At 59.5% G+C, this 18,755-nt stretch carries 20 protein-coding genes; 7 read left to right on the top strand and 13 right to left on the bottom strand.

What is annotated here, in order from left to right; all coding sequences use genetic code 11:
• The first annotated feature begins 84 nt into the window (after positions 1-84).
• Positions 85-804: an HAD family hydrolase gene (locus KJA79_RS06590; RefSeq protein WP_213041184.1), complete on the top strand. Its 720-nt coding sequence runs from the start codon at positions 85-87 to the stop codon at positions 802-804.
• Between the two features lie 44 nt (positions 805-848).
• Here the strand turns inward: KJA79_RS06590 and KJA79_RS06585 are convergent, their stop codons facing one another.
• On the bottom strand, positions 849-1,259 hold the full coding sequence (locus KJA79_RS06585; protein WP_213041183.1) for a hypothetical protein: 411 nt from the start codon (positions 1,257-1,259) through the stop codon (positions 849-851).
• Positions 1,260-1,531: 272 nt separating this feature from the next.
• On the opposite strand from KJA79_RS06585, the gene KJA79_RS06580 reads away from it, so the two are divergent.
• Complete coding sequence (locus tag KJA79_RS06580) at positions 1,532-2,668, top strand: IS5 family transposase (RefSeq protein ID WP_213041182.1); 1,137 nt, start codon at positions 1,532-1,534, stop codon at positions 2,666-2,668.
• 157 nt (positions 2,669-2,825) lie between these two features.
• On the opposite strand, the gene KJA79_RS06575 is transcribed toward KJA79_RS06580, so the two are convergent.
• The 3 genes from KJA79_RS06575 to KJA79_RS06565 all read right to left on the bottom strand — a co-directional run bounded on the left by KJA79_RS06575 (position 2,826) and on the right by KJA79_RS06565 (position 6,040).
• The gene (locus KJA79_RS06575; protein ID WP_213041181.1) at positions 2,826-3,848 is read right to left on the bottom strand and encodes an NAD-dependent epimerase; all 1,023 of its coding nucleotides are present in this window, start codon (positions 3,846-3,848) and stop codon (positions 2,826-2,828) included.
• 119 nt (positions 3,849-3,967) lie between these two features.
• The gene (locus KJA79_RS06570; RefSeq protein ID WP_213041180.1) at positions 3,968-5,590 is read right to left on the bottom strand and encodes an MBL fold metallo-hydrolase; all 1,623 of its coding nucleotides are present in this window, start codon (positions 5,588-5,590) and stop codon (positions 3,968-3,970) included.
• A 24-nt stretch (positions 5,591-5,614) separates the two neighbouring features.
• Complete coding sequence (locus KJA79_RS06565) at positions 5,615-6,040, bottom strand: VOC family protein (protein ID WP_213041179.1); 426 nt, start codon at positions 6,038-6,040, stop codon at positions 5,615-5,617.
• 174 nt (positions 6,041-6,214) lie between these two features.
• On the opposite strand from KJA79_RS06565, the gene KJA79_RS06560 reads away from it, so the two are divergent.
• Together KJA79_RS06560 and KJA79_RS06555 are read left to right on the top strand one after the other, a co-directional pair.
• Positions 6,215-7,054 carry a formylglycine-generating enzyme family protein gene (locus tag KJA79_RS06560; protein WP_213041178.1) on the top strand — a complete coding sequence of 280 codons (840 nt, stop codon included), beginning with the start codon at positions 6,215-6,217 and terminating at the stop codon, positions 7,052-7,054.
• A gap of 41 nt (positions 7,055-7,095) precedes the next feature.
• Complete coding sequence (locus KJA79_RS06555) at positions 7,096-7,938, top strand: uroporphyrinogen-III synthase (protein WP_213041177.1); 843 nt, start codon at positions 7,096-7,098, stop codon at positions 7,936-7,938.
• 85 nt (positions 7,939-8,023) lie between these two features.
• On the opposite strand, the gene KJA79_RS06550 is transcribed toward KJA79_RS06555, so the two are convergent.
• From KJA79_RS06550 to KJA79_RS06535, 4 genes are all read right to left on the bottom strand, one after another.
• The gene (locus KJA79_RS06550) at positions 8,024-8,953 is read right to left on the bottom strand and encodes a formylglycine-generating enzyme family protein (RefSeq protein ID WP_246507453.1); all 930 of its coding nucleotides are present in this window, start codon (positions 8,951-8,953) and stop codon (positions 8,024-8,026) included.
• 30 nt (positions 8,954-8,983) lie between these two features.
• Complete coding sequence (locus KJA79_RS06545) at positions 8,984-9,580, bottom strand: hypothetical protein (RefSeq protein WP_213041176.1); 597 nt, start codon at positions 9,578-9,580, stop codon at positions 8,984-8,986.
• A gap of 350 nt (positions 9,581-9,930) precedes the next feature.
• Entirely contained in the window at positions 9,931-10,542 is a 612-nt protein-coding gene (locus KJA79_RS06540; RefSeq protein ID WP_213041175.1) for a YceI family protein, read from the bottom strand.
• A gap of 2 nt (positions 10,543-10,544) precedes the next feature.
• Positions 10,545-11,573, bottom strand: a complete 1,029-nt coding sequence (locus KJA79_RS06535; RefSeq protein ID WP_213041174.1) for an energy transducer TonB family protein — start codon at positions 11,571-11,573, stop codon at positions 10,545-10,547.
• Between the two features lie 247 nt (positions 11,574-11,820).
• Between KJA79_RS06535 and tdh the strand changes: the two genes are divergently transcribed.
• Both tdh and KJA79_RS06525 read left to right on the top strand, forming a co-directional pair.
• Positions 11,821-12,855, top strand: a complete 1,035-nt coding sequence (gene tdh / locus KJA79_RS06530) for an L-threonine 3-dehydrogenase (RefSeq protein ID WP_213041173.1) — start codon at positions 11,821-11,823, stop codon at positions 12,853-12,855.
• A gap of 53 nt (positions 12,856-12,908) precedes the next feature.
• Positions 12,909-14,099: a glycine C-acetyltransferase gene (locus KJA79_RS06525; RefSeq protein ID WP_213041172.1), complete on the top strand. Its 1,191-nt coding sequence runs from the start codon at positions 12,909-12,911 to the stop codon at positions 14,097-14,099.
• A gap of 4 nt (positions 14,100-14,103) precedes the next feature.
• Here the strand turns inward: KJA79_RS06525 and KJA79_RS06520 are convergent, their stop codons facing one another.
• From KJA79_RS06520 to KJA79_RS06500, 5 genes are all read right to left on the bottom strand, one after another.
• Complete coding sequence (locus KJA79_RS06520) at positions 14,104-15,084, bottom strand: MlaA family lipoprotein (protein ID WP_213041171.1); 981 nt, start codon at positions 15,082-15,084, stop codon at positions 14,104-14,106.
• Positions 15,085-15,303: 219 nt separating this feature from the next.
• A complete protein-coding gene (locus KJA79_RS06515) occupies positions 15,304-16,065 on the bottom strand; it encodes an alpha/beta hydrolase (RefSeq protein ID WP_213041170.1) in 762 nt (253 codons plus the stop codon).
• 6 nt (positions 16,066-16,071) lie between these two features.
• Positions 16,072-16,704 carry an outer membrane protein gene (locus KJA79_RS06510; protein ID WP_213041169.1) on the bottom strand — a complete coding sequence of 211 codons (633 nt, stop codon included), beginning with the start codon at positions 16,702-16,704 and terminating at the stop codon, positions 16,072-16,074.
• Positions 16,705-16,810: 106 nt separating this feature from the next.
• The gene (locus KJA79_RS06505; protein ID WP_080879671.1) at positions 16,811-17,137 is read right to left on the bottom strand and encodes a TRL-like family protein; all 327 of its coding nucleotides are present in this window, start codon (positions 17,135-17,137) and stop codon (positions 16,811-16,813) included.
• A gap of 182 nt (positions 17,138-17,319) precedes the next feature.
• Positions 17,320-18,042: an outer membrane protein gene (locus tag KJA79_RS06500; protein WP_213041168.1), complete on the bottom strand. Its 723-nt coding sequence runs from the start codon at positions 18,040-18,042 to the stop codon at positions 17,320-17,322.
• A 282-nt stretch (positions 18,043-18,324) separates the two neighbouring features.
• Here KJA79_RS06500 and KJA79_RS06495 point away from each other — a divergent pair, with 282 nt between their 5' ends.
• Positions 18,325-18,747, top strand: a complete 423-nt coding sequence (locus tag KJA79_RS06495; protein WP_213041167.1) for a PEGA domain-containing protein — start codon at positions 18,325-18,327, stop codon at positions 18,745-18,747.
• Positions 18,748-18,755: the final 8 nt, after the last annotated feature.

Below are 18,755 nucleotides of genomic sequence, written 5' to 3'. Positions count from 1 at the left end.
CAGCATACCGTAGGGACCTCGCTGGAACAAGGCGTTCCATTTGTCCTACGCCTGTCGCTCAGTTAGAGTAGTGCACCGGGCCACTTGCTCTGCACGAAGGAGGCTGCTCTGCGCGCCATCATTTTCGATTTCAACGGTGTCATTGCCGACGACGAAACCCCGCACCTGGAATGTTTTCAGCAGGCGCTTGCCGAATCCGGACTCACGTTGACCAAGGAGGAGTACTACGGCACCTACCTCGGGATGGATGAACGAACTTGTGCCGCCGCCCTGCTCCTGAAGCGAGACGGCCGGTGCGCCCCCTCGATCCATGCCAGGATCGCCGAACGCAAAGCGACTCTCTTCCGTGACCATACTGCGACACAGAAGCCGGCACTGTTTCCCTGGGTGTCTGGGTTTGTGGAACGAGCGGCCGGGCCATACCGGCTGACCATCGCCTCCGGAGGACGGCGGGAACAGATTCTCTCCGCCCTCGCAGGAACGGCCATCGAACAGCACTTCGAACTCATCGTGTCCGCGGACGAATGCGCGGTCGGCAAACCCGATCCCGCAATTTACGAATTCGCCCTCCGACAACTCAACGCCCGTCGCCCCAGACCACCGCTGCTTCGGTCGAGCGAATGTCTAGTGATTGAGGATTCCCGCGCCGGAATTCAGGCGGCGCTGAAAGCAGGCATGCGCGTGCTTGCGGTTGCAACCACCTACCCAGCGTCGCAACTCACCGACGCGCATCTGGTCGTCCCCTCCCTGGATGGAATTCAGCCGAAAGACCTGGCCCAGCGGCTCTTTCCACCCGGCAATTGAGGCACGTACCGAATCCGCGCAATCATGTGGGAGATGGATTGGGACTAGAAGGGAATGCGAATGCCCATCTGGAACTCGTTCGGCATCATGCTTTTCCCCATGGAATCGCCGAAGAGACTTTGCTGCGGAAGGACCGGTTGAAGGTTCAACGCCCGATCACGCTCAGTCACATAGCCCCCGCCAAAGCCGGCGCCGATGTAGGGAATCAGGGTCTGTTCGCTGACACGTATTTGACCGCTCAGCGTGGGCGACTGGCGAAACAGGTCCGGCCGCTGACTGGTTGCTGCTGGTGCCTGCGAGCCATCGCTCAGCGCCTGGGTCCGTAACTCAGTCCAAGCCGGTGCATCGGTCGCAGGAGAATCCGCCAGTGCCGCGCCCACCCCTCCAACATGCAACAATGCTGTCACAAGCAGTGCGCTTCCCGTCGATGCCTTCCGAATGCCGATTGATCGCATGATTGTTTACTTTACTCCATCCATCCTGCAGCAACAAGGGCAGGAACTCGTGGAGTTGCGGAACGGTCGGCTGAAGATCCCCTGGCGTTACCGCAGGCCAACCAGGATCGTGAGACCCTATGCGAGGAGGGCCGCCGACAATCCGCGACTGCAGGAGGGTGGCCGCGTGCGGCGGAGTCACGCCCCAACCTTCCTAGCAGTGTGTTGACAAACCCCTCTTGCCTTCGCTGTGCCATATGGTAGAAGGGGGCGTCACCTGGAGGGGCACACCAATGATGGGTACCGCCGATCCCCAGCCATCGATGTTCTACCATATCAATTTAGAGCAGTTTGTGACGGTCGCTCATCCCATGCGGAAGATCCGGCCGTTGATCGACGCCGAGCGGATTCGGCAGCTGTGTGAGCCGCTGTATGCCGAGACGGGGCGGCCCTCGATTCCGCCCGAGCAATTGTTCCTGGCGCTCTTGGGCGGCTATTTACTGGGCGTGACCTCCGAACGGGCGTTGGTGCGGGAGTTGACCGGCAATCTGGTGCTCCGCTGGTTTGTCGGCCTGGATCTGGATACGGACCCATGGGATCACTCCACGTTCTCGCAGAACCGGAAGCGGCGGTTTACGGAGAGCGGGCTCCTCGAACAACTCTTTGATGAGACGGTGGCCCTGGCCATCAAACAGAAACTGGTCTCCCAGCATACAACGCTCGACGGCACGCTGGTGCAGGCCAATGCGTCGCACAAGAGCTTCGTGCCGATCGAGGTCTTTCTGCAGCCCGAGGACTATAAGAAACGGATTCGGTCGCTGGATTCACCAGCGGAGCAAGATCCGGGCAACCCGACGATCACGTTTCGGGGCGAGCGGCGCTCGAATCAGACGCATGTCTCGATGACCGATCCCGACGCCAAACTGGCGAACAAAGGGAATGGGACGGCGGCGATGGTGGGCTATACGGTGAACGGGCTGATGGAGAACCGGCATCGACTCTTGTTGGGGATCAACGTGGAGTCGTTCCGCGGGCCCGCCTCCGAGACCGACGGGGGACGCACCCTGATCGATCGGTTCCCTCGAACCCATCGCCAGCGGATTCAGACGGTCGGTGCCGATAAAGGGTATTTTGCCCAATCATTTCTGACGGCGCTCTTCCGGCGACGCATCACCCCGCACATTGCGACCAAGGCGACCGGACAGGAGGCGGTGCATCAGCGAGTGCGTCGGCTGGGTCAGACGGTGGGTTACCGCCTTTCGCAGCGGGCGCGCAAGAAGATTGAAGAGCTGTGGGGCGAGGCGAAATGTTGGCACGGCTTCCGCCGATTTCGCCGCCGGGGGCTGCTGCAGGTCAGAGATGAAGCGTACCTGATGGGATGGCTGCTGAACCTGAAGCGGCTGGCAAAACGGCTTCCAGCTCCAGCTTAGTGGGTGATCCACAGCGTTTGCGGCGTGGGGAGTGAGCGGGAGATGGGCGAACTGAGGGAACGGCAACCATGAGAGACACACCGCCCATCAATCACTGCAGTGAACTGATCAGTGCAACGCCGGTGGGTTTCAAAAACCACCGTTTGTCAACAGCCTGCTAGATCTTGTAATACTCCCGGTACCAGCCCACGAATCGGGCGATGCCGGTTTCGATCGACGTGGCCGGCTTGAAGCCCGTGTCACGCATCAGGTCTGCGACGTCGGCATAGGTCGCCGGCACATCGCCTGCCTGGAGCGGCAAGAAGTTTTTGACAGCCTTCTTGCCAAGGGTGTTCTCCAGCACCTCGATGAATCGCAGAAGGTCTACCGGCTGGTTGTTGCCGATGTTGTAGAGGCGATACGGCGCCGAGCTGCTGCCGGGATCGGGCTGATCACTCGACCACTGCGGATCAGCCTGCGCGGGCCGATCGAGCGTGCGCAGCACGCCCTCGGCGATATCGTCGACATAGGTGAAATCCCGTTGCATCTTCCCATGATTGAAGACATCGATAGGTTTGCCTTCGAGAATCGCCTTCGTGAACAAAAACAGCGCCATGTCCGGGCGACCCCAGGGGCCATAGACGGTAAAGAACCGTAGCCCCGTAATCGGGAACCGGTACAGGTGCGCATAACAGTGGGCCATCAGCTCGTTGGCCTTCTTCGTCGCCGCATAGAGCGAGACCGGATGGTCGACGTTGTCATGCACCGAGAACGGCATTTTCGTATGACCGCCATACACCGAGCTCGTCGATGCATAGACCAGATGCTCGGCCTGATGATGCCGGCACCCTTCCAGAATATTCAGAAACCCTTCGATATTGCTTGCCGTGTAGGCATGGGGATTGACGAGTGAATACCGAACACCGGCCTGCGCCGCCAAATGCACCACCCGCCGAATGGATTGCTTCTCGAAGAGGGCAGCCATACCGGGCCGATCCGACACGTCCAGCTTCACGAATTGAAACTGCGGATGGGCCTGCAGCCGCGCGAGACGCGCCTCCTTCAGGCGGACGTCATAGTAGTCGTTCAAGTTGTCCAGACCGAGAACAGCATCCCCGCGATCCAGCAATCGCCTGACCACATGAGATCCGATAAACCCGGCGGCGCCGGTGACCAGCACGACCCCTTTTGAAGCCCCCATAACAGCGCTCTCCTTTTGACAAGCAATTTAACCAACCCGATCGGCAAGGACACAGCATACACCGCAGCAGTGCACCGGCGCCTGCCTCACGGAACGCGCACGAGCGGCAACCCAGCGGCTTATCGGCCCCCGCGCGTCATAAACGATGGGTCCCCATGATCAACTCGGTAGAGCGGCAGCGGGGTCAAGACTTCGGCCGCAGAGAGGACCTGCACCGATCCATCGCCGACGCTGCGGAACACATCCAGCGCCTGAGCGCGATGATAACGGCAATCGTGGTGCGCCAGAAGATCTTTCAGTTTTTCCGGCGGCTCCCAATGCGCCGTGAGCAGGGCCGTGCGGGCGGGATTGCGCTGGCTGAACATAAACGACAGATGATCGGGATACCAATCGGCGCCGCCCGTAGCATAGGACACGAACAGCCGCGCCTGTGCGATGGCACATAACTCATCCAGGTATCGATTCGTCAGGTACCCGTTTTCACCCACATCGAGCCACTGACCCGGGTGCGACAGCGGCGCGTGAGCAGCGTAGCTGCGAATCTCCTGTAATTGTTGTTGGGAAGCCAGGACCAGCGAGAGTGGACCATACTTCTGGACTAACTGCTGAATGACCCCTTCCTGAATGGCCGACCGACCGCTGTTCGTCGGGCCACTGTCGGCATGCACCAGCACATTCTGCCCCCGATCGGTCACGAGATAACAATTTCTCGGCATCTCCAAGTCGCACGGGTCCTCGCCATAGAACGGCACCGAGACCACGGCACCGCCGTCAAAGTTCCAACTCTCGCCATGCGCGAGTTCAATGATATGGCTGAACCCCAATTCTCGGAGTAACGGCAGATAGTCATAATAGAACTTCTTGCGATTCCGACGGCTGGGGATGACGATCGGGACATCCTTCGGCACATGCAACAACGTGCGGGGATCCACATGATCGTCATGATCATGCGTCAGGAAGATCGCCGCCGGCTTCGGCAGTAACGACACCCAGAGGCTCGGCACATTGGATTCCGCAAACCAGGGCAGCAGCCAGGGGTCGAAGAGGAGAAAATGATCGCGTTGCCGGTACAGCAACGCGGCGTGGCCGAGATGCACGGTGTCCCGGTCTTTCGTCTGCTGCAACCATTGATTGCGAACCGAGGACTGCGTCGTGGGCGTGAGGCACTCATATTGAACGAACAGTTCCATCAATTTGGTGAGCAGCCGCTCGCCCTCTCGTCCCGCCGTCGTCACGATGGTCCGAATCGCCCCGGCCTGCTGCGTGCCATCCAGCATGCCCAACAGTTTACCGACCAGCGGGCCCATCGGACGTTCGAAGGGCACAGGAATCGCCTGCCGCTTCACCGCGTTGAAGATGCGCAAACCGGTATTGACTACGGTGGCGGATTTTGTGGGGTCGAAGGGATGCGCCCAAAGGAATTGCCCGTCAGATTGGCGACGGGCCGTGATGTGTTGACTCAGTTGCTGCCGGGAATTGACCAGTTCGGCATAGGCATCCTCCATCCGCACTCTGGTCTGCGGGTCGCCGAGCGTCGCGCGGCGGGAGAACACATCGCTGATGGCGGTTTCCACACAGGCGAGAAAGAGGCTATGGGCCTCGTGCAGACTCGCCACGACCTCCGGAGCCACCCCGCCCACAAACGGAAAAGGCCCGGGCGACTGGTTGCTTTCAAGCTGCACCCACACCCAGGGGGCCAACCCCACATACTGATCCCGCAGCAATGCGTCCCAAAGTCCCATGCGTCACAGGCCTGTGCCGTAGCCTTATGGCTTCAGTTCCATCCGGCTGATCGTCGGCTCGTACAACGCCTGAATCACGTTGCCGTCCGGGTCGGTGAAATAAAAGGAGTAACTGCCGTCACGATGCTGCTTGGGGGGCTTGGCGATGGTGGAACCGTATTGCCCCCCTTCGCGCTGCACCTCGCGGAACAGGTCGTCAACGTGGGCGGGGCTTTCCAGAATCACGCCGAAGTGGTCGAGTAACTGGCCTCGCGGCGGCTGGTACTGGGCCAGCTCAGCCTGGCCGATTTGATGCAAGGCCAGATTGTCGGACCCCGAGCTGAAATACACGTTGTCCGGATCCGGCTCCCAGACGACCTTCATCCCTAAGAGATGTTCATAGAAGGCGCGTGATCGGGCCAGATTCGTGACGCGGAGGGCCAAATGTCGTAAGCCTCGATGAGGCGTCATGCCGCAATCTCCTGGCGCGTATAGTAGGTGCGGGCCCACCATCGCGTCAATCCTCAACCGCCAGGGTTGAACTTTCCCCCGGCGATCATTTTGCGTCGGCCGGTCATGTTTGAAAACTCTGCGGCTGTGGTACGATCGGGTATCGTTTGTTACGAACCAAAGGAGCTTGGAGCTATGTTGGCACGATCCGTCCTCGCACTCGTGGTGGCGCTCATCGGACTCAACGGAACAGAATCTCACACATTTGCCGCAGAGCAGGCCGCACTGCCCAAAGAGATCACGGGAAAAGACGGGGCACCGCTGGTGCTGATTCCTGCGGGCTCGTACCCCATGGGGGTGCCGTTCGGCGACCGTGACGGTGGACGCGATGAATATCCCCGCCATGTCATTGAGATCGATCCGTTCTACATCGACAAGTATGAGGTCACCAATGGACGGTACTTGGAATTTGTGAAAGCCACCAATCACCGCGTGCCGCAAAATCCCAAAAATCCCACCCGGAATCTCTGGGAAGGCATCGGCATTCCCGCCTCCCTGGCCGACCGCCCGGTGATCAATGTAGATTGGGCCGATGCCGACGCCTACTGCAAATGGGCGGGCCGACGGTTGCCGCGTGAAGCCGAATGGGAGAAGGCCGCCAAGGGCAATAATGATTGGCGCTTTCCCTGGGGCAACGTCGAGCCCACCAACGGCCATTTGAACTTCAATCAGAAATGGATCGGCGAAAAGACGCTGATGCCGGTGGGCAGTTACGAGAAGGGCAAGAGTCCATACGGGGTCTACGACATGGCCGGCAATGTTTGGGAATGGGTCAACGACTGGTATGACGCGAAGTATTATGAAAAGAGTCCCGACAAGAATCCGCCGGGCCCGGACAGCGGCGAGAAGAAGGTCATCCGGGGAGCCGGCTGGCAGAATGAGACCCCGACCGTTCGTATCTTCACCCGCGTGGACAGCGACCCGACCATGAGAAACGAATCGACGGGATTCCGATGCGCGGCGGATGCCAAGTAACCCAGTCGGCTTCCTAGCCGGCGATTGAATCACGGAGTGCGATGGCCAGTGCAGGGTATCACGGGTTGACCGTCGTCGCATTTGAATCGCGCATGGCGGCCGAAATGGGGCGACTGATCGAGCGCCACGGCGGCAAACCACTGGTAGCGCCGGCCTTGCGCGAGATTCCGCTGGAAGACAATTCCGCCGCGTTGCAGTTCGGCGAACAGCTGATGCGGGACGGGTTCGACGTGCTGGTGTTGATGACCGGTGCCGGCACAACCACCCTCTTTGAGGTGCTGCATCGCCGTTATTCCAATGACCAACTCGCCGCAGCCCTGCGCAATACCCTGTTGATCGCCCGCGGCCCCAAACCGGTGGCCGCACTCAAAGTCCTGGGATTCCAACCGACGTTCACGGTCCCGGAGCCCAACACCTGGATGGATGTCGTCTCCACATTGGACGCCCACCGGCCGGTCAAAGGGTTGCGCGTGGCGGTGCAAGAATACGGGCTACTGAACCGCGACTTGGTGGAGGCGTTGAAGCAGCGCGGAGCCGCTGTGGTTTCAGTCCCCGTCTACCGCTGGGCGCTCCCGGAAGACACGGCGCCACTCAAGCAGGCCATCAGGCAGATCCTGGAAGGACAGGTGCAGGTGATGCTGGCGACCAATGCCGCACAGATTGATCACGTGATGCTGGTCGTCGAGCAGGAGGGAAAGACGGAGGAGTTCAAAACGATCTGCCGGAAACTGGTCATCGCGTCTATCGGTCCCACCGCCAGCGAACGCATCCGCAGCCACGGACTGCCGGTGGATTTCGAACCGTCACACGGCAAGATGGGCATTCTCGTGAAGGAAACGAGCGAGCAGGTTCGCATACTTATGGCGAAGAAAGCGGTCGTGTGATCTTATCCAGGACCAGGTCCCTGAGCACTGAGACGAACTGATTTGTCCTCCGCTGTGGTGGAATCGTGAGGTGGGGCACCTCGTCCTACTTCCCCTCCGCCGGCTGCCCGGCGACTCCTTCGTTCACATCTCGCGCACAGCGGAACCCCATCCAGTTCATCTTGGTGTTGGGATCCGTCCCATTGCGCTGCGCGACGCGGACGCTGGGCGTGCTGTCGATCCAGCCTCCGCCGCGAAAACCCCGCTGACTTCCGGTCTCGGGCCCTTTCGGGTTCTTGTCCGGCCCGGTGCTGTAGTATTTCGGGTCGTACCAATCCGCAACCCATTCCGACACATTGCCGGCCATTTGAAGCACCCCATAAGGGCTGGCGGCATTGTCGTACTTGTCCACGGAAATGATGGGCGGATAGAGCAACAGTCGTTCAGGACGATCCCGCACCGGTCCTGACAGACCCGTCCGGCCGAAGTTCGCTCGCGAGAGTCCGGCCATTTGATTGCCCCAGGGATAGATGCGCCCATCCTCGCCACGCGCGGCCTTTTCCCACTCCGCCTCGGTCGGCAACCGTTTCCCTGCCCACTTGCAGTAGGCCTCCGCGTCGAACCAGGACACATGCATCACCGGGTGGCTGACCATCGTCTCCTGAAAATTCCCGCCGTCGTACTGCCAATCGATCAGCGGGGCGAGGTTGTGCGCGAGGACATACTTCAAGAACTGTACGGTGGTGACTTCGTACTTGTCGATCTCATAGGCATCGAGATAGACCTTCCGCTGCGGAAACTCAGCCAGGTAGGAATTTTTATCGATCTTCTTATCGCTCCCCATGAGGAACTCACCCGCCGGGATACGGATCATCTCGTCATGTGCCGGCAACTTGGCACGCTCCATCGCCAGCTTCTTTCCTTCCGGCGTCCATTCACGAACTACGTCCGCGACATCCAACGCATAGAGAGATCCGCTCATTCCCAGTAGCGCCGCGCCCAACACCCACATTGCGAGACCTCGTGTACGCACCATGACACTCCTTTATTGAGGGATCACACCTTGTTACATCGGCTGGTGATTCGGCTCCGCAGCAGCCGGCTGGTGATCAAATTCTTCCAATGGTTCGAAATTGAGCGGCAACTGAAATAGATAGTCGATCAAGGGCCGGAATTTCACATGCTGGTACTCGACGATCCAACTTCCATCCTTCTTCGCTAGTTTCATCGGAAAGTGAATATCGGTCGCGAGCCACTGGTAGTACACTTCGGTCCGCTCCCCCTCCTTCACCGTCACCTCATACAAGGTCGTCGGGTGCCCCTCGCGCGTTTCCGTGCCGATTTCCTCGCGCGACACCTCCCCTTCCAGATGCTCCGTCACTTTGAGATCCTGCTCGGCCTTGTACGGCACGGTCTTGAAGTGTTTCATCCTCGATAACAGGAGCCAGACCACCTGCTTGTCCTTCCGGACAATGCTGACGTTGACCGGACCCATCGTATGATGCTCGATCCGCCACATATTATCGCGGTAGTAGATGTTGGCTTTCTGAGTCCGGCCATTGATCTTGGTTACCTGATCCGCCGTGAATTCCAGCGCCACGGCGTTCCCGATGCCGATCGTCCACAACAAGGCCAGCGCCCCTACCAGCTTCCAGGACCACATCCGCCGTATCCTACCGATGACCTGCCTGAATTTTCCAGTCTGCGTCATGCACATGGCCATACCCCTCGGGACTCGCAGTCCACTCAGTTAATCGCTCCCTTGGTCCCCACCCCATCCTCATCGTCCAGCACGCGGTGCAACCGGCGCACCGAGCCCGGTCGCGAACCAGATGCCGAGACATCCTCGCTACACGTTCACCAGCGGCTCTGTCTGCTGAGATCGGCGTCACGAGATGGGGGCGGCCTGCATCCCTGGATCAGAGATACCCCGCCGCATGCGCCGTTGCTGGTTCAGCCTGCCCGGCAGAAAACCGGGCAGGCGCGTGGCCCCTTGGAGAGGGGGTGTTCGACCTACGATTTCGCCTTAATACATTCGATATCCAATTTAATAAACACCTCGTCGCCGACCACGAGGCCCCCGCTATCAAGCGCCTTATTCCACACCATGCCGAAGTCTTTGCGGTTCACTTTCCCTTCGGCCGTAAATCCGGCGCGGGTATTGCCCCACGGATCCTTGGTCACGCCGTTAAACGTCCCTTCCAGCGTGATTTCCTTCGTGACACCATGTAGGGTCAGATCGCCGACCGCGATATAACCGTCGCCGGCTTTCTTGTAACTTTTCATCTTATAGGTAATGGTCGGGTACTTCTCGACATCGAAAAAATCAGGGTTCCGCAGATGCGCGTCGCGCTTTTCATGATTGGTGGTCACCGACGCCGTCTTGATCGTCGCTTCGAGCGCCTTCACCGTCCCGGCCTCGGGGTCCATTTCGATGAATCCGGTGTAATCTTTGAAATGCCCGGTCGTTTTGGACACCACCATGTGCGCCACCTTGAACTCCACGATCGAATGATCAAGATCGACGTCATACCGGGCCGTCTCCGCCTGCACAACCGCTGCACCGAGCAACATCCCGGCTCCAAGACACCACATGGTGAGCACACGACCGATCGATTTCGTCATAGCTACTCCTTTGTGGAACCGCTTGGTGCAGTTCCGTCCTTCGGTGTTGGGGATGCGGGCGGCGCAGACTTAGACGGCTTTTTCTCAACCGTCATCTGCACATCGCGCGTGGCGACTTTCGCTCCCGTTCTCATGCGCACATGCACATCGACCACATCGCTGCCGAGATCGGGCGGAATCGGAGGGAACGGCTGCGCATGGATAATGGTCTGTAATCCCGCATCGTTGACATCCCGTGCCCCGGAACTCTTTTCCAATTGAATCACCTGGGCCACGCCGCTTGCATACATTTTGAAATAGACCCTAACGGTTTCGCTGCTGGGTGCGCGACGGATGGAACGGATTTGCCGGCTCCAGTTCCGGCTGATCAAATCGCTGACCTGTTTCCAATAGGCTTTCGATTCGCCGGGCGGGGGCAGGGGCAGCAAATCTTCCTCGGCGATCGTCGCATTCACGGCCAACACCTGCTCCGTCGCCTTTTGCACGGCCGCGGCATCGGCATCAGAATTTTCGGCCACCGGCCCCGGCTGGACTTCGGCTTCGGTATCACTGGGGGGCGGATCACCGAGTGTGACGTAGACATCACGCTTCAAGAATTCTTCCAGTCCCGTGATCTTCGCACGCGCAAACGACACCCGAACTCGCACGGCCTTTGGATGCACCGTGGTGCGGCTCTTCAGCGTCGAGTTCGGCTCGAGAATGACCGTGCCCTGGTAGACCGAGGCCGTCGGCTCTTCGCTCAGGGACACCGTCTGGCTTTGAAATCCGTTGGACTCGATGATGGCCATGACGGATTCCGTTCCCGCCGGCACACCCCCCAACGTGATACTCAACACCACGTCTTTTCCGGCTTGCACCGATCCATCAGGCTCGGTGCTCACCAAATCGAACTGGGCCCATCGTTTGGGCGCAGCCGGAGCCGGGTTGGCAGAAGGCCCGGCCAGGGCACCAGCTACAGGCGCGCCGACACAGATCAACAACGCCACCGCCCCGATTAGCCCCCTGCAGAACGTGTCACACTGGCGCAGCATGCTGGCATCCTACCCAGGAGCCTGACCCAGTTCAACCCGTTTTTTCCGTCGTCACGAAGGCCACCAGACATCATCAGGGCACAGGCGCGCAAGCGTCCGCCCCGGTACAGGCAATCCCCGACACCCCATCGAGTGACGCTCCGGCGCAGCAGTCTAATCCCCTTGGCGGATCATGACATCGCACTCCACACGATGCCTCTTTCACTCCTTGACTAGGCATTTCACGCCGTCTTGTTATAATGGACCGATGCGTGCGCTCGTCAAAACTGCCGCCCAACCCGGCCTCACCTACACCGAACGCCAAGACCCAACACCTGGCCCCAACGACGCCGTCATCCGAGTCAAAGCGACCTCCCTCTGCGGAACGGATGCTCATATCTACAACTGGGACGCCTGGGCTCACAGCCGGATTCATCCGCCACGGACGATCGGACATGAAATGTGCGGTGAGGTGGTCGCGGTCGGAACGGATGTCAGCCTGGTGAAGGTAGGCGACTACGTCGCAGCAGAATCACATTTGACCTGCGGCGCCTGCTTTCAATGCCGCACCGGCCAAGCCCATGTCTGTAAGAACTATCGCATTCTCGGCGTCGATCTCGATGGATCGTTTGCCGACTATATCGTGCTGCCTGAGACTGTCCTCTGGAAGACGTCGCCGGACATTCCCCCGGAGTTGGCCTGCCTGCAAGAACCGTTGGGAAACGCCGTCGATGCGGCACTCGTCGAGGACTTGACCGGCCATACCGTCCTGATCACCGGCTGTGGCCCGACCGGCCTCTTCGCGGCCGCGGTCGCCCGTACGGCCGGAGCCGCCACCATTATCGTCACCGACGTCAGCGACTACCGCCTTGGATTGGCGAAACAGGTGGGGGTGGATCACATCCTGAACGCAGGAGCCGACAGCTCGGAAGCCATCGCCGCCGCCATTCAGGAAATCACCAACGGCGAAGGCGTCGATGCGTCATTGGAAATGTCCGGACACCCGACCGCGCTGCACCATGCCTTTCGATCCGTAAAAAACGGCGGCCGGGTCACCTTGTTCGGTATTCCCACCGGGCCCGTCACCTTTGACCTCGCCAACGAAGTCATCTTCAAAGGCATTCGCGTCCACGGCATCACCGGCCGCCGCCTCTTCAGCACCTGGTATCGCCTGGCTGGACTCTTCAAGGCCGGCCTCAACATCCGTCCTGTCCTGACCCACACCTTCCCCCTCAAAGACTTCGCCCAAGGATTTGAATTGATCAAATCCGGCCAATGCGGCAAAGTAGTCCTGTTTCCATAACCTTATTTTCCGTTGTACCTTGCACGCTTTCTAGTTCACCTTTCATGAAGACGATGGCGTACACATCCCTCAAGCGAGCGGCGGAACAGCAATTGGCGGACATCCGCTCGGCAGGCCTCTACAAAACCGAACGGCAGATTTTAAGCCCGCAGAGCACCGAGATTCGTGTGGCGCAAGGCGAGGTCATCAATCTCTGCGCCAACAACTATCTCGGCCTGGCCAATCATCCGGCGGTCAAACAGGCGGCCGAGGACGGCCTCAGGGAATTCGGCTACGGAATGGCCTCTGTGCGTTTTATCTGCGGAACGCAGCACCTACACAAGCAGCTGGAGCAGGCCATCAGCACGTTTTTCGGCACCGACGACAGCATCCTCTACAGTTCCTGTTTCGATGCCAATGGGGGACTGTTCGAAACGCTGCTCGATGAGCGGGACACCATCATCAGTGACGCCTTGAACCACGCCAGCCTGATCGACGGCATTCGTCTCTGCAAGGCCGCCCGCCTGCGGTATGCCCACGCCGACATGGCGGAACTCGAAGCGCGATTGGCTGAATCGGCAGGGAGCCGCGTGCGGATGATCGTGACGGACGGGGTGTTTTCGATGGATGGCGATCTGGCCAAACTGGACCGCATCGTGGACCTGGCCGATCGCTACGAGGCCGCGTTGGTCGTGGATGATAGTCATGCCACCGGCGTGCTGGGCAAGGGTGGGCGCGGGACTCCCGATCATTTCGGTGTGGCCGGACGAATCGACCTCATCACCAGCACATTGGGCAAGGCACTTGGGGGCGCAGCCGGCGGTTTTACCACCGGCCGCAAGGAACTCATCGAATTGTTGCGGCAACGCTCACGACCATACCTCTTTTCAAACAGCCTGCCGCCGGTGATCGCCGCAGCGGCACTGAAGGCCCTGACCTTGGTCGAGCAGGGCGAGCACTTGCGCGCCACCCTGATGGAACAGGCCCAGTGGCTCCGGAGTCGGCTCACGGCTCTCGGCTTCACCCTTGTGCCCGGCCACCACCCGATCATTCCGGTCATGTTGGGGGATGCGACGGTGGCCGCGAACATGGCCGACCGTCTGCTGCAGGAAGGCATCTATGTGGTGGGGTTTAGTTATCCGGTCGTGCCCAGAGGACAGGCGCGGATTCGCCTGCAACTCTCGGCGGCCCATACCCGCGCACAACTCGAGCGAGCCGTTGGCGCCTTTTCCACCGTCGGCCGCGAGCTCAACGTGATTCGTTAGCCGATCACTCCCGAATCGCGTTCCGCCGCTTCTGGATGTAGGCGTTCTTCACAGCCGTATACAAATCCAGCGTGGCTTCCTCCACTCCTTGAAACTTTTCCAAGTTCAGGGACCGATCATTGAGAATTTCTTCGACACGGCCGCCGATCTGCGCGATCGAGGAGGTAGTCCGGTTATGGTGCGCAACCAGTGAAGGCACCCCGTTTACCTCAATGATGGGAAACACCATCCAGTTGATCGGATTCAATGCAATGTCGCCGACATACCCGACGAGATCCCGCAGGGTAAACGGCGGCAGGAACGGCAGCACGACGTAGGGTCCCGGCTTCACCCCGTAATAACCCAGCGTCTGCCCTGTATCCTCCTCCGGCGTGGTGATGTCCATGTACTTGGCCACATCGACCAACCCGCCCAACCCGAACGTGCTATTCAGCAAAAACCGGCCGACTTCCGCCCCGGCGCCCGAGAGTTTGCCCTGGGCGAGGTTGTTGATCAATCGCGACGGAAACCGCATGTTGTAGAACAGATTACTGATGCCGATTTGCACGGGATTCGGCACCACCTTGTTATATCCCTGCGCGACCGGCTTGAGCACCCACCGGTCCACTTGGCGATTAAACTCGAACACCTTGGTATTGAGCGGCTCCCAGGGATCGTACTCCTCCCCTCCCGGCGGCTCGTCGCCTTTCGCAAAGGGATCGTAGAACGGATCTTCGGCCGGATCGAGATCCGGGACCTTCTTCTCGGCCGGAACGGCCGCGTTGGCGATCAACACGACTTGTGGTGATGCCACCTGGAGCGCGGCACGCTCAGCTGATTCGGAGCGGGTGTTCGACTGTTTCTCCGATGCCACAAGCCGCTCTTCCGAACCGGTATTCACGGTCGGGCGTCCAGGCCCACCGGCACATCCCACCATCAACAACAGCGCCACCACAGACACCGCACTCGCAAACCCCGTCTTGCTCACGCCTGTCCGCTGCACCATGCCTCCTTAGCAACTTACACCAGACGCCGCTCTCCCGCCGCATATGACCAGCGCGGCAAGCGGTCGCACTCTACCAGAATGTTCCTGCACTCGCCAGATGAGGAGTCGACTTCTGAACATCCGAGGCAGGTGACGCGCTCGCTCTACGTGATGCATCTTACCAAGCGATCCGCGCATGAACAGAAAAAACACACAAGCGGCAGCGCAGGGCACGCTTCTTCATCGACCGATCACGCCCGAAATAAATTCGTACAGTTTGGTGAAATAGGCCCGCCCACCGACCGTCGGCACATCATTGTGATCGGCACCCTGCACGACATACCACTCCTTCGGTGCTTTTGCGGCAGCATAGGCCCGTTGTCCCAATTCAATCGGAATGATGTCATCACGATCGCCATGCACAAACAGCTTGGGTAGAGAAAGCTGGGGCAGTCGGTCCTCCAGCCTGAACGAAGCCCCCAGCAACCAATGGACAGGCAAGCCCAGGTAGTGGTGGCGCGCCACCGCTTCGATTGAGGGAAAACAGGATTCCAGCACGAGACCCATCGCCGGTCGTTGGGTCGCTAATTCTCCGGCCACCGCGCCGCCCAACGAACGACCGAATATGACCAGGCGCTCCGGCCTAATTCGACGAACACGCGTGAGATGGTCATAGGCCCCGATCGCATCCTGATAGAGTCCTTCTTCAGACGGACGCCCCCGGCTCTTCCCATACCCACGATAATCGAAGAGGAACACCGAGAACCCCAACCGATACAAAGCACGAAGATTGTCCAATCGGTGGATCATATTGCCCGCATTACCATGGCACCACAGCAAGACCGCAGAACCGGCAGATTGCTCCGCATACCAACCGAACAGTTTCGTCCCGTCCGCAGCCTGAAACCAGACATCCTCCAACGGCACGCCGGCGGCGGCCGACCAGTCACGCTCTTCCCAGGGATGGGGATGATAGACGAAGAATTGATCGAGCAGACTCATGACGTCTCAGAAGCGGAGTCCCGCACCGAACAGCCCGTAGTGCGCACGAAAGTCCAGCGCGAGACTGTCCCAGTGGTAGTTGGCTGAAAAATGGCGATATTCGCCGAACACGAACACCCTGGAACTGACCATGACCTGCACACCGGCCAGATACTGATGGCCGAAGGCACGGGCAGAATCAAAATCTCTGTCGTTCCGGCCGATGATATTGGGATTGAGCAGCGTTCCATGCGACCAGCCGCCCCCGATGCCGATGTACGGAGTCACGGTCTCGCCGGGATATCTGAGCACGAGATTGAACATGGTATTCAGCACCAGGAGATTCGAGCGCCCGGTTCCATGGTGCTGTCCGTTCGCAGTATTGGGAAACGACAACGCGCCGCCGTGCGCGGACGAATCGATCTCGATGCCGAGCATCCGTCGTGTGGCGTGGGGGAACAGGCCGATTTTCAGGCCCGCGCCAAACCCCTGCCGAATCGAACCCGACACCGTGCTGCCCTGATTAAAAATCGGCTCATCGCGCGGCCAGCTTCCCAACAGATAGGCGGCTAAATCGACCTCCCCGAATTCAGCGCTCCTGCCGGATACGGGATGCCATGCAGAACCGATCAGAACGAGGATCAGGATGGGGACCCACATACACCGTCTACCGTACCATGCAGAAGGTGACGGGGCGAAGAACGAAAAAAGGGTCTTCGGGAGAAACTCCCGAAGACCCTTTTCCTCAGAGGGACAACAAGCGTGATCAGCTGCCCTTAACGATCGTGCACCATTCGCCAAGGATGCCGAGGATGTTCTTCGCCGAGTGATCGACCGACGCCACCGTGGTGATTCCGCCGGCCGCTTTCGCCGCCGAGACGCTGGCATCACCGGTTGCCACCCAACCGAGGATGGACGTACCGCAGGCCTTGCCTTCCTTCGTCGCGCTGTTGTGGGTCGTGGCCACATCGCCGTACTTCGTTTCGTTGTAGATTCCACCCGCCATCGGAGACGCCACGATCTGACAGCCCGTGAGGCTGAGATACGCCGCGCTGATCAGGCTCAGAGAAAACAAGACGGTCACCTTCTTCATAAGTCCTCCCTCTCGAGGTTAGTTGATGGCGCCCACCAAGTTGGGGCTCTACGTGGCGGGAGTATAGGTAACCTCTCCAGGCTTGTCAATCGCAAAGCCGGTTCGTGCCACGTACCATTACGTCTGACCGTACTAACCCTAGGGCCATATGACTCCATCAAGCAACAACTGTCGAGTTCGATTCAGAATGTGATCCCGAAACCGGCCGCCACAATATGCGTCCGAAAAGTCAGCGATGTCGTTGGTCCCGATCCTCCGGAGGAGCTTTCGCTCTTCCAGTCGTACGCGGAGCCAAAATACTTATACTCGCCAAACAGGTAGAGTTGCTTATTCATGTAGGCACGCGCCCCGGCCAAAAACTGGTAGGCAAAGGCGGCATCACTCCCCTTACCCGACAATGAAGCGAAATTCGTCTGCAGGTTGAGATCGCGGAGCTGCGCGTACGACACACCCGCGCCGGCGCCCACGTATGGTTGAATCGTATCCCCGGGGTACCGCAGCAATAGATTGACCATCGAATTGATCACCAGCAGATTGGCGTCAGCACTCGGGAAAGCCCCTCCGGGAGTCTTCAGCTTTCCGCCATGTCCGAACACTTCGCCCTCCAATCCGATCACGCCTCCCATCGCGCCGGGATAGACACCGGCTTTGAGTCCCCCGCCGGCTGATCCTTGAATGTTGGTCCCTAAGAACGGAGTATTCCCAACGCCGTTGCCTCCAAGCGACAAACTCTTATCCACCGGGAACGTACCGAGCAGATATGGAGCGATATATGCCTCCGTCTTTCTCAGACTGCTCACCCCGGACTCCTGGGCAGGCCCATCCTGGGCCTGCCCATTCGACAACAGACCGAGGCTCCCCCCAAGCACCACACCGGCACAAAGAACCACTCGCAACAACAGCATAGCCCCTTCCCCTTTCTTACAGATGACCTGATGCGCGAACGCCGCAGCCTCAGGTTGAGGGCTCCTAAGTGCCATGAATGCCTACCGTGTGCTACCCCACGTATATGTGCCCTCATCCTCCTTCGGTATAGCCCAGCTTGGCCTCCGTAGGATTGCAGGGGATCCTGCTTCGGCCACATAACACCTCACGTGATCGGCTCACATCGTGGTGTCCTGGCAAGCGCGTACGTTGACGGTTACACACAGTACAAGGAGGGGATGATGGCGAGGGGATGGCACACAATGGCAGCGTTGACAGTAGTGGCGATGATGACTTCCGGCTGCGCCACTATCGTTCATCTTGGTAGCAACGAAGAGCTCAGCGTGTCGTCAGAGCCGCCCGGCGCAACAGTGGTCATCGACGGGACTGAACGGGGCGTGACCCCACTAGCCACCAAGGTGGAGCGCAAGAAAGATCATGCCGTGGTCCTGACGAAGGAAGGCTTTGAGGAGAATCAATCACGGGTCGAGAGCCATATCTCCTGGTGGATCGCGGGTAACGTCATCCTCGGCGGCCTTGTCGGCATTCTTGTGGATGTGATGAGCGGCGGCGGGTATACGATCGAACCTGACAAGGTCGCTGTCACCCTGAAGCCGGTCGAGGGGGGTGGCAGCTCTCCGGCACCCTCACTCTCTAGCCTCACACAATCTCCCCCCATTCCGTAACCCACCCC

Origin of the sequence: Nitrospira defluvii, assembly GCF_905220995.1 — a bacterium.
In the GTDB taxonomy this organism is placed as follows: Bacteria; Nitrospirota; Nitrospiria; order Nitrospirales; family Nitrospiraceae; genus Nitrospira_A; species Nitrospira_A defluvii_C.
This window is presented reverse-complemented; position numbering and strand designations above follow the sequence as displayed.

What these genes read in the sequence shown, in the direction of transcription:
- KJA79_RS06565 (WP_213041179.1), bottom strand. Translation starts at nt 6,040, where the DNA reads ATGACGCCTCATCGAGGCTTACGACATTTGGCCCTCCGCGTCACGAAT.
- KJA79_RS06500 (WP_213041168.1), bottom strand. Translation starts at nt 18,042, where the DNA reads ATGCTGTTGTTGCGAGTGGTTCTTTGTGCCGGTGTGGTGCTTGGGGGG.
- KJA79_RS06545 (WP_213041176.1), bottom strand. Translation starts at nt 9,580, where the DNA reads ATGTGGTCCTGGAAGCTGGTAGGGGCGCTGGCCTTGTTGTGGACGATC.
- KJA79_RS06570 (WP_213041180.1), bottom strand. Translation starts at nt 5,590, where the DNA reads ATGGGACTTTGGGACGCATTGCTGCGGGATCAGTATGTGGGGTTGGCC.
- KJA79_RS06540 (WP_213041175.1), bottom strand. Translation starts at nt 10,542, where the DNA reads ATGACGAAATCGATCGGTCGTGTGCTCACCATGTGGTGTCTTGGAGCC.
- KJA79_RS06550 (WP_246507453.1), bottom strand. Translation starts at nt 8,953, where the DNA reads ATGGTGCGTACACGAGGTCTCGCAATGTGGGTGTTGGGCGCGGCGCTA.
- KJA79_RS06515 (WP_213041170.1), bottom strand. Translation starts at nt 16,065, where the DNA reads ATGAGTCTGCTCGATCAATTCTTCGTCTATCATCCCCATCCCTGGGAA.
- KJA79_RS06560 (WP_213041178.1), top strand. Translation starts at nt 6,215, where the DNA reads ATGTTGGCACGATCCGTCCTCGCACTCGTGGTGGCGCTCATCGGACTC.
- KJA79_RS06505 (WP_080879671.1), bottom strand. Translation starts at nt 17,137, where the DNA reads ATGAAGAAGGTGACCGTCTTGTTTTCTCTGAGCCTGATCAGCGCGGCG.
- KJA79_RS06535 (WP_213041174.1), bottom strand. Translation starts at nt 11,573, where the DNA reads ATGCTGCGCCAGTGTGACACGTTCTGCAGGGGGCTAATCGGGGCGGTG.
- KJA79_RS06580 (WP_213041182.1), top strand. Translation starts at nt 1,532, where the DNA reads ATGATGGGTACCGCCGATCCCCAGCCATCGATGTTCTACCATATCAAT.
- KJA79_RS06585 (WP_213041183.1), bottom strand. Translation starts at nt 1,259, where the DNA reads ATGCGATCAATCGGCATTCGGAAGGCATCGACGGGAAGCGCACTGCTT.
- KJA79_RS06495 (WP_213041167.1), top strand. Translation starts at nt 18,325, where the DNA reads ATGGCAGCGTTGACAGTAGTGGCGATGATGACTTCCGGCTGCGCCACT.
- KJA79_RS06555 (WP_213041177.1), top strand. Translation starts at nt 7,096, where the DNA reads ATGGCCAGTGCAGGGTATCACGGGTTGACCGTCGTCGCATTTGAATCG.
- KJA79_RS06510 (WP_213041169.1), bottom strand. Translation starts at nt 16,704, where the DNA reads ATGTGGGTCCCCATCCTGATCCTCGTTCTGATCGGTTCTGCATGGCAT.
- KJA79_RS06520 (WP_213041171.1), bottom strand. Translation starts at nt 15,084, where the DNA reads ATGGTGCAGCGGACAGGCGTGAGCAAGACGGGGTTTGCGAGTGCGGTG.
- KJA79_RS06525 (WP_213041172.1), top strand. Translation starts at nt 12,909, where the DNA reads ATGGCGTACACATCCCTCAAGCGAGCGGCGGAACAGCAATTGGCGGAC.
- tdh (WP_213041173.1), top strand. Translation starts at nt 11,821, where the DNA reads ATGCGTGCGCTCGTCAAAACTGCCGCCCAACCCGGCCTCACCTACACC.
- KJA79_RS06575 (WP_213041181.1), bottom strand. Translation starts at nt 3,848, where the DNA reads ATGGGGGCTTCAAAAGGGGTCGTGCTGGTCACCGGCGCCGCCGGGTTT.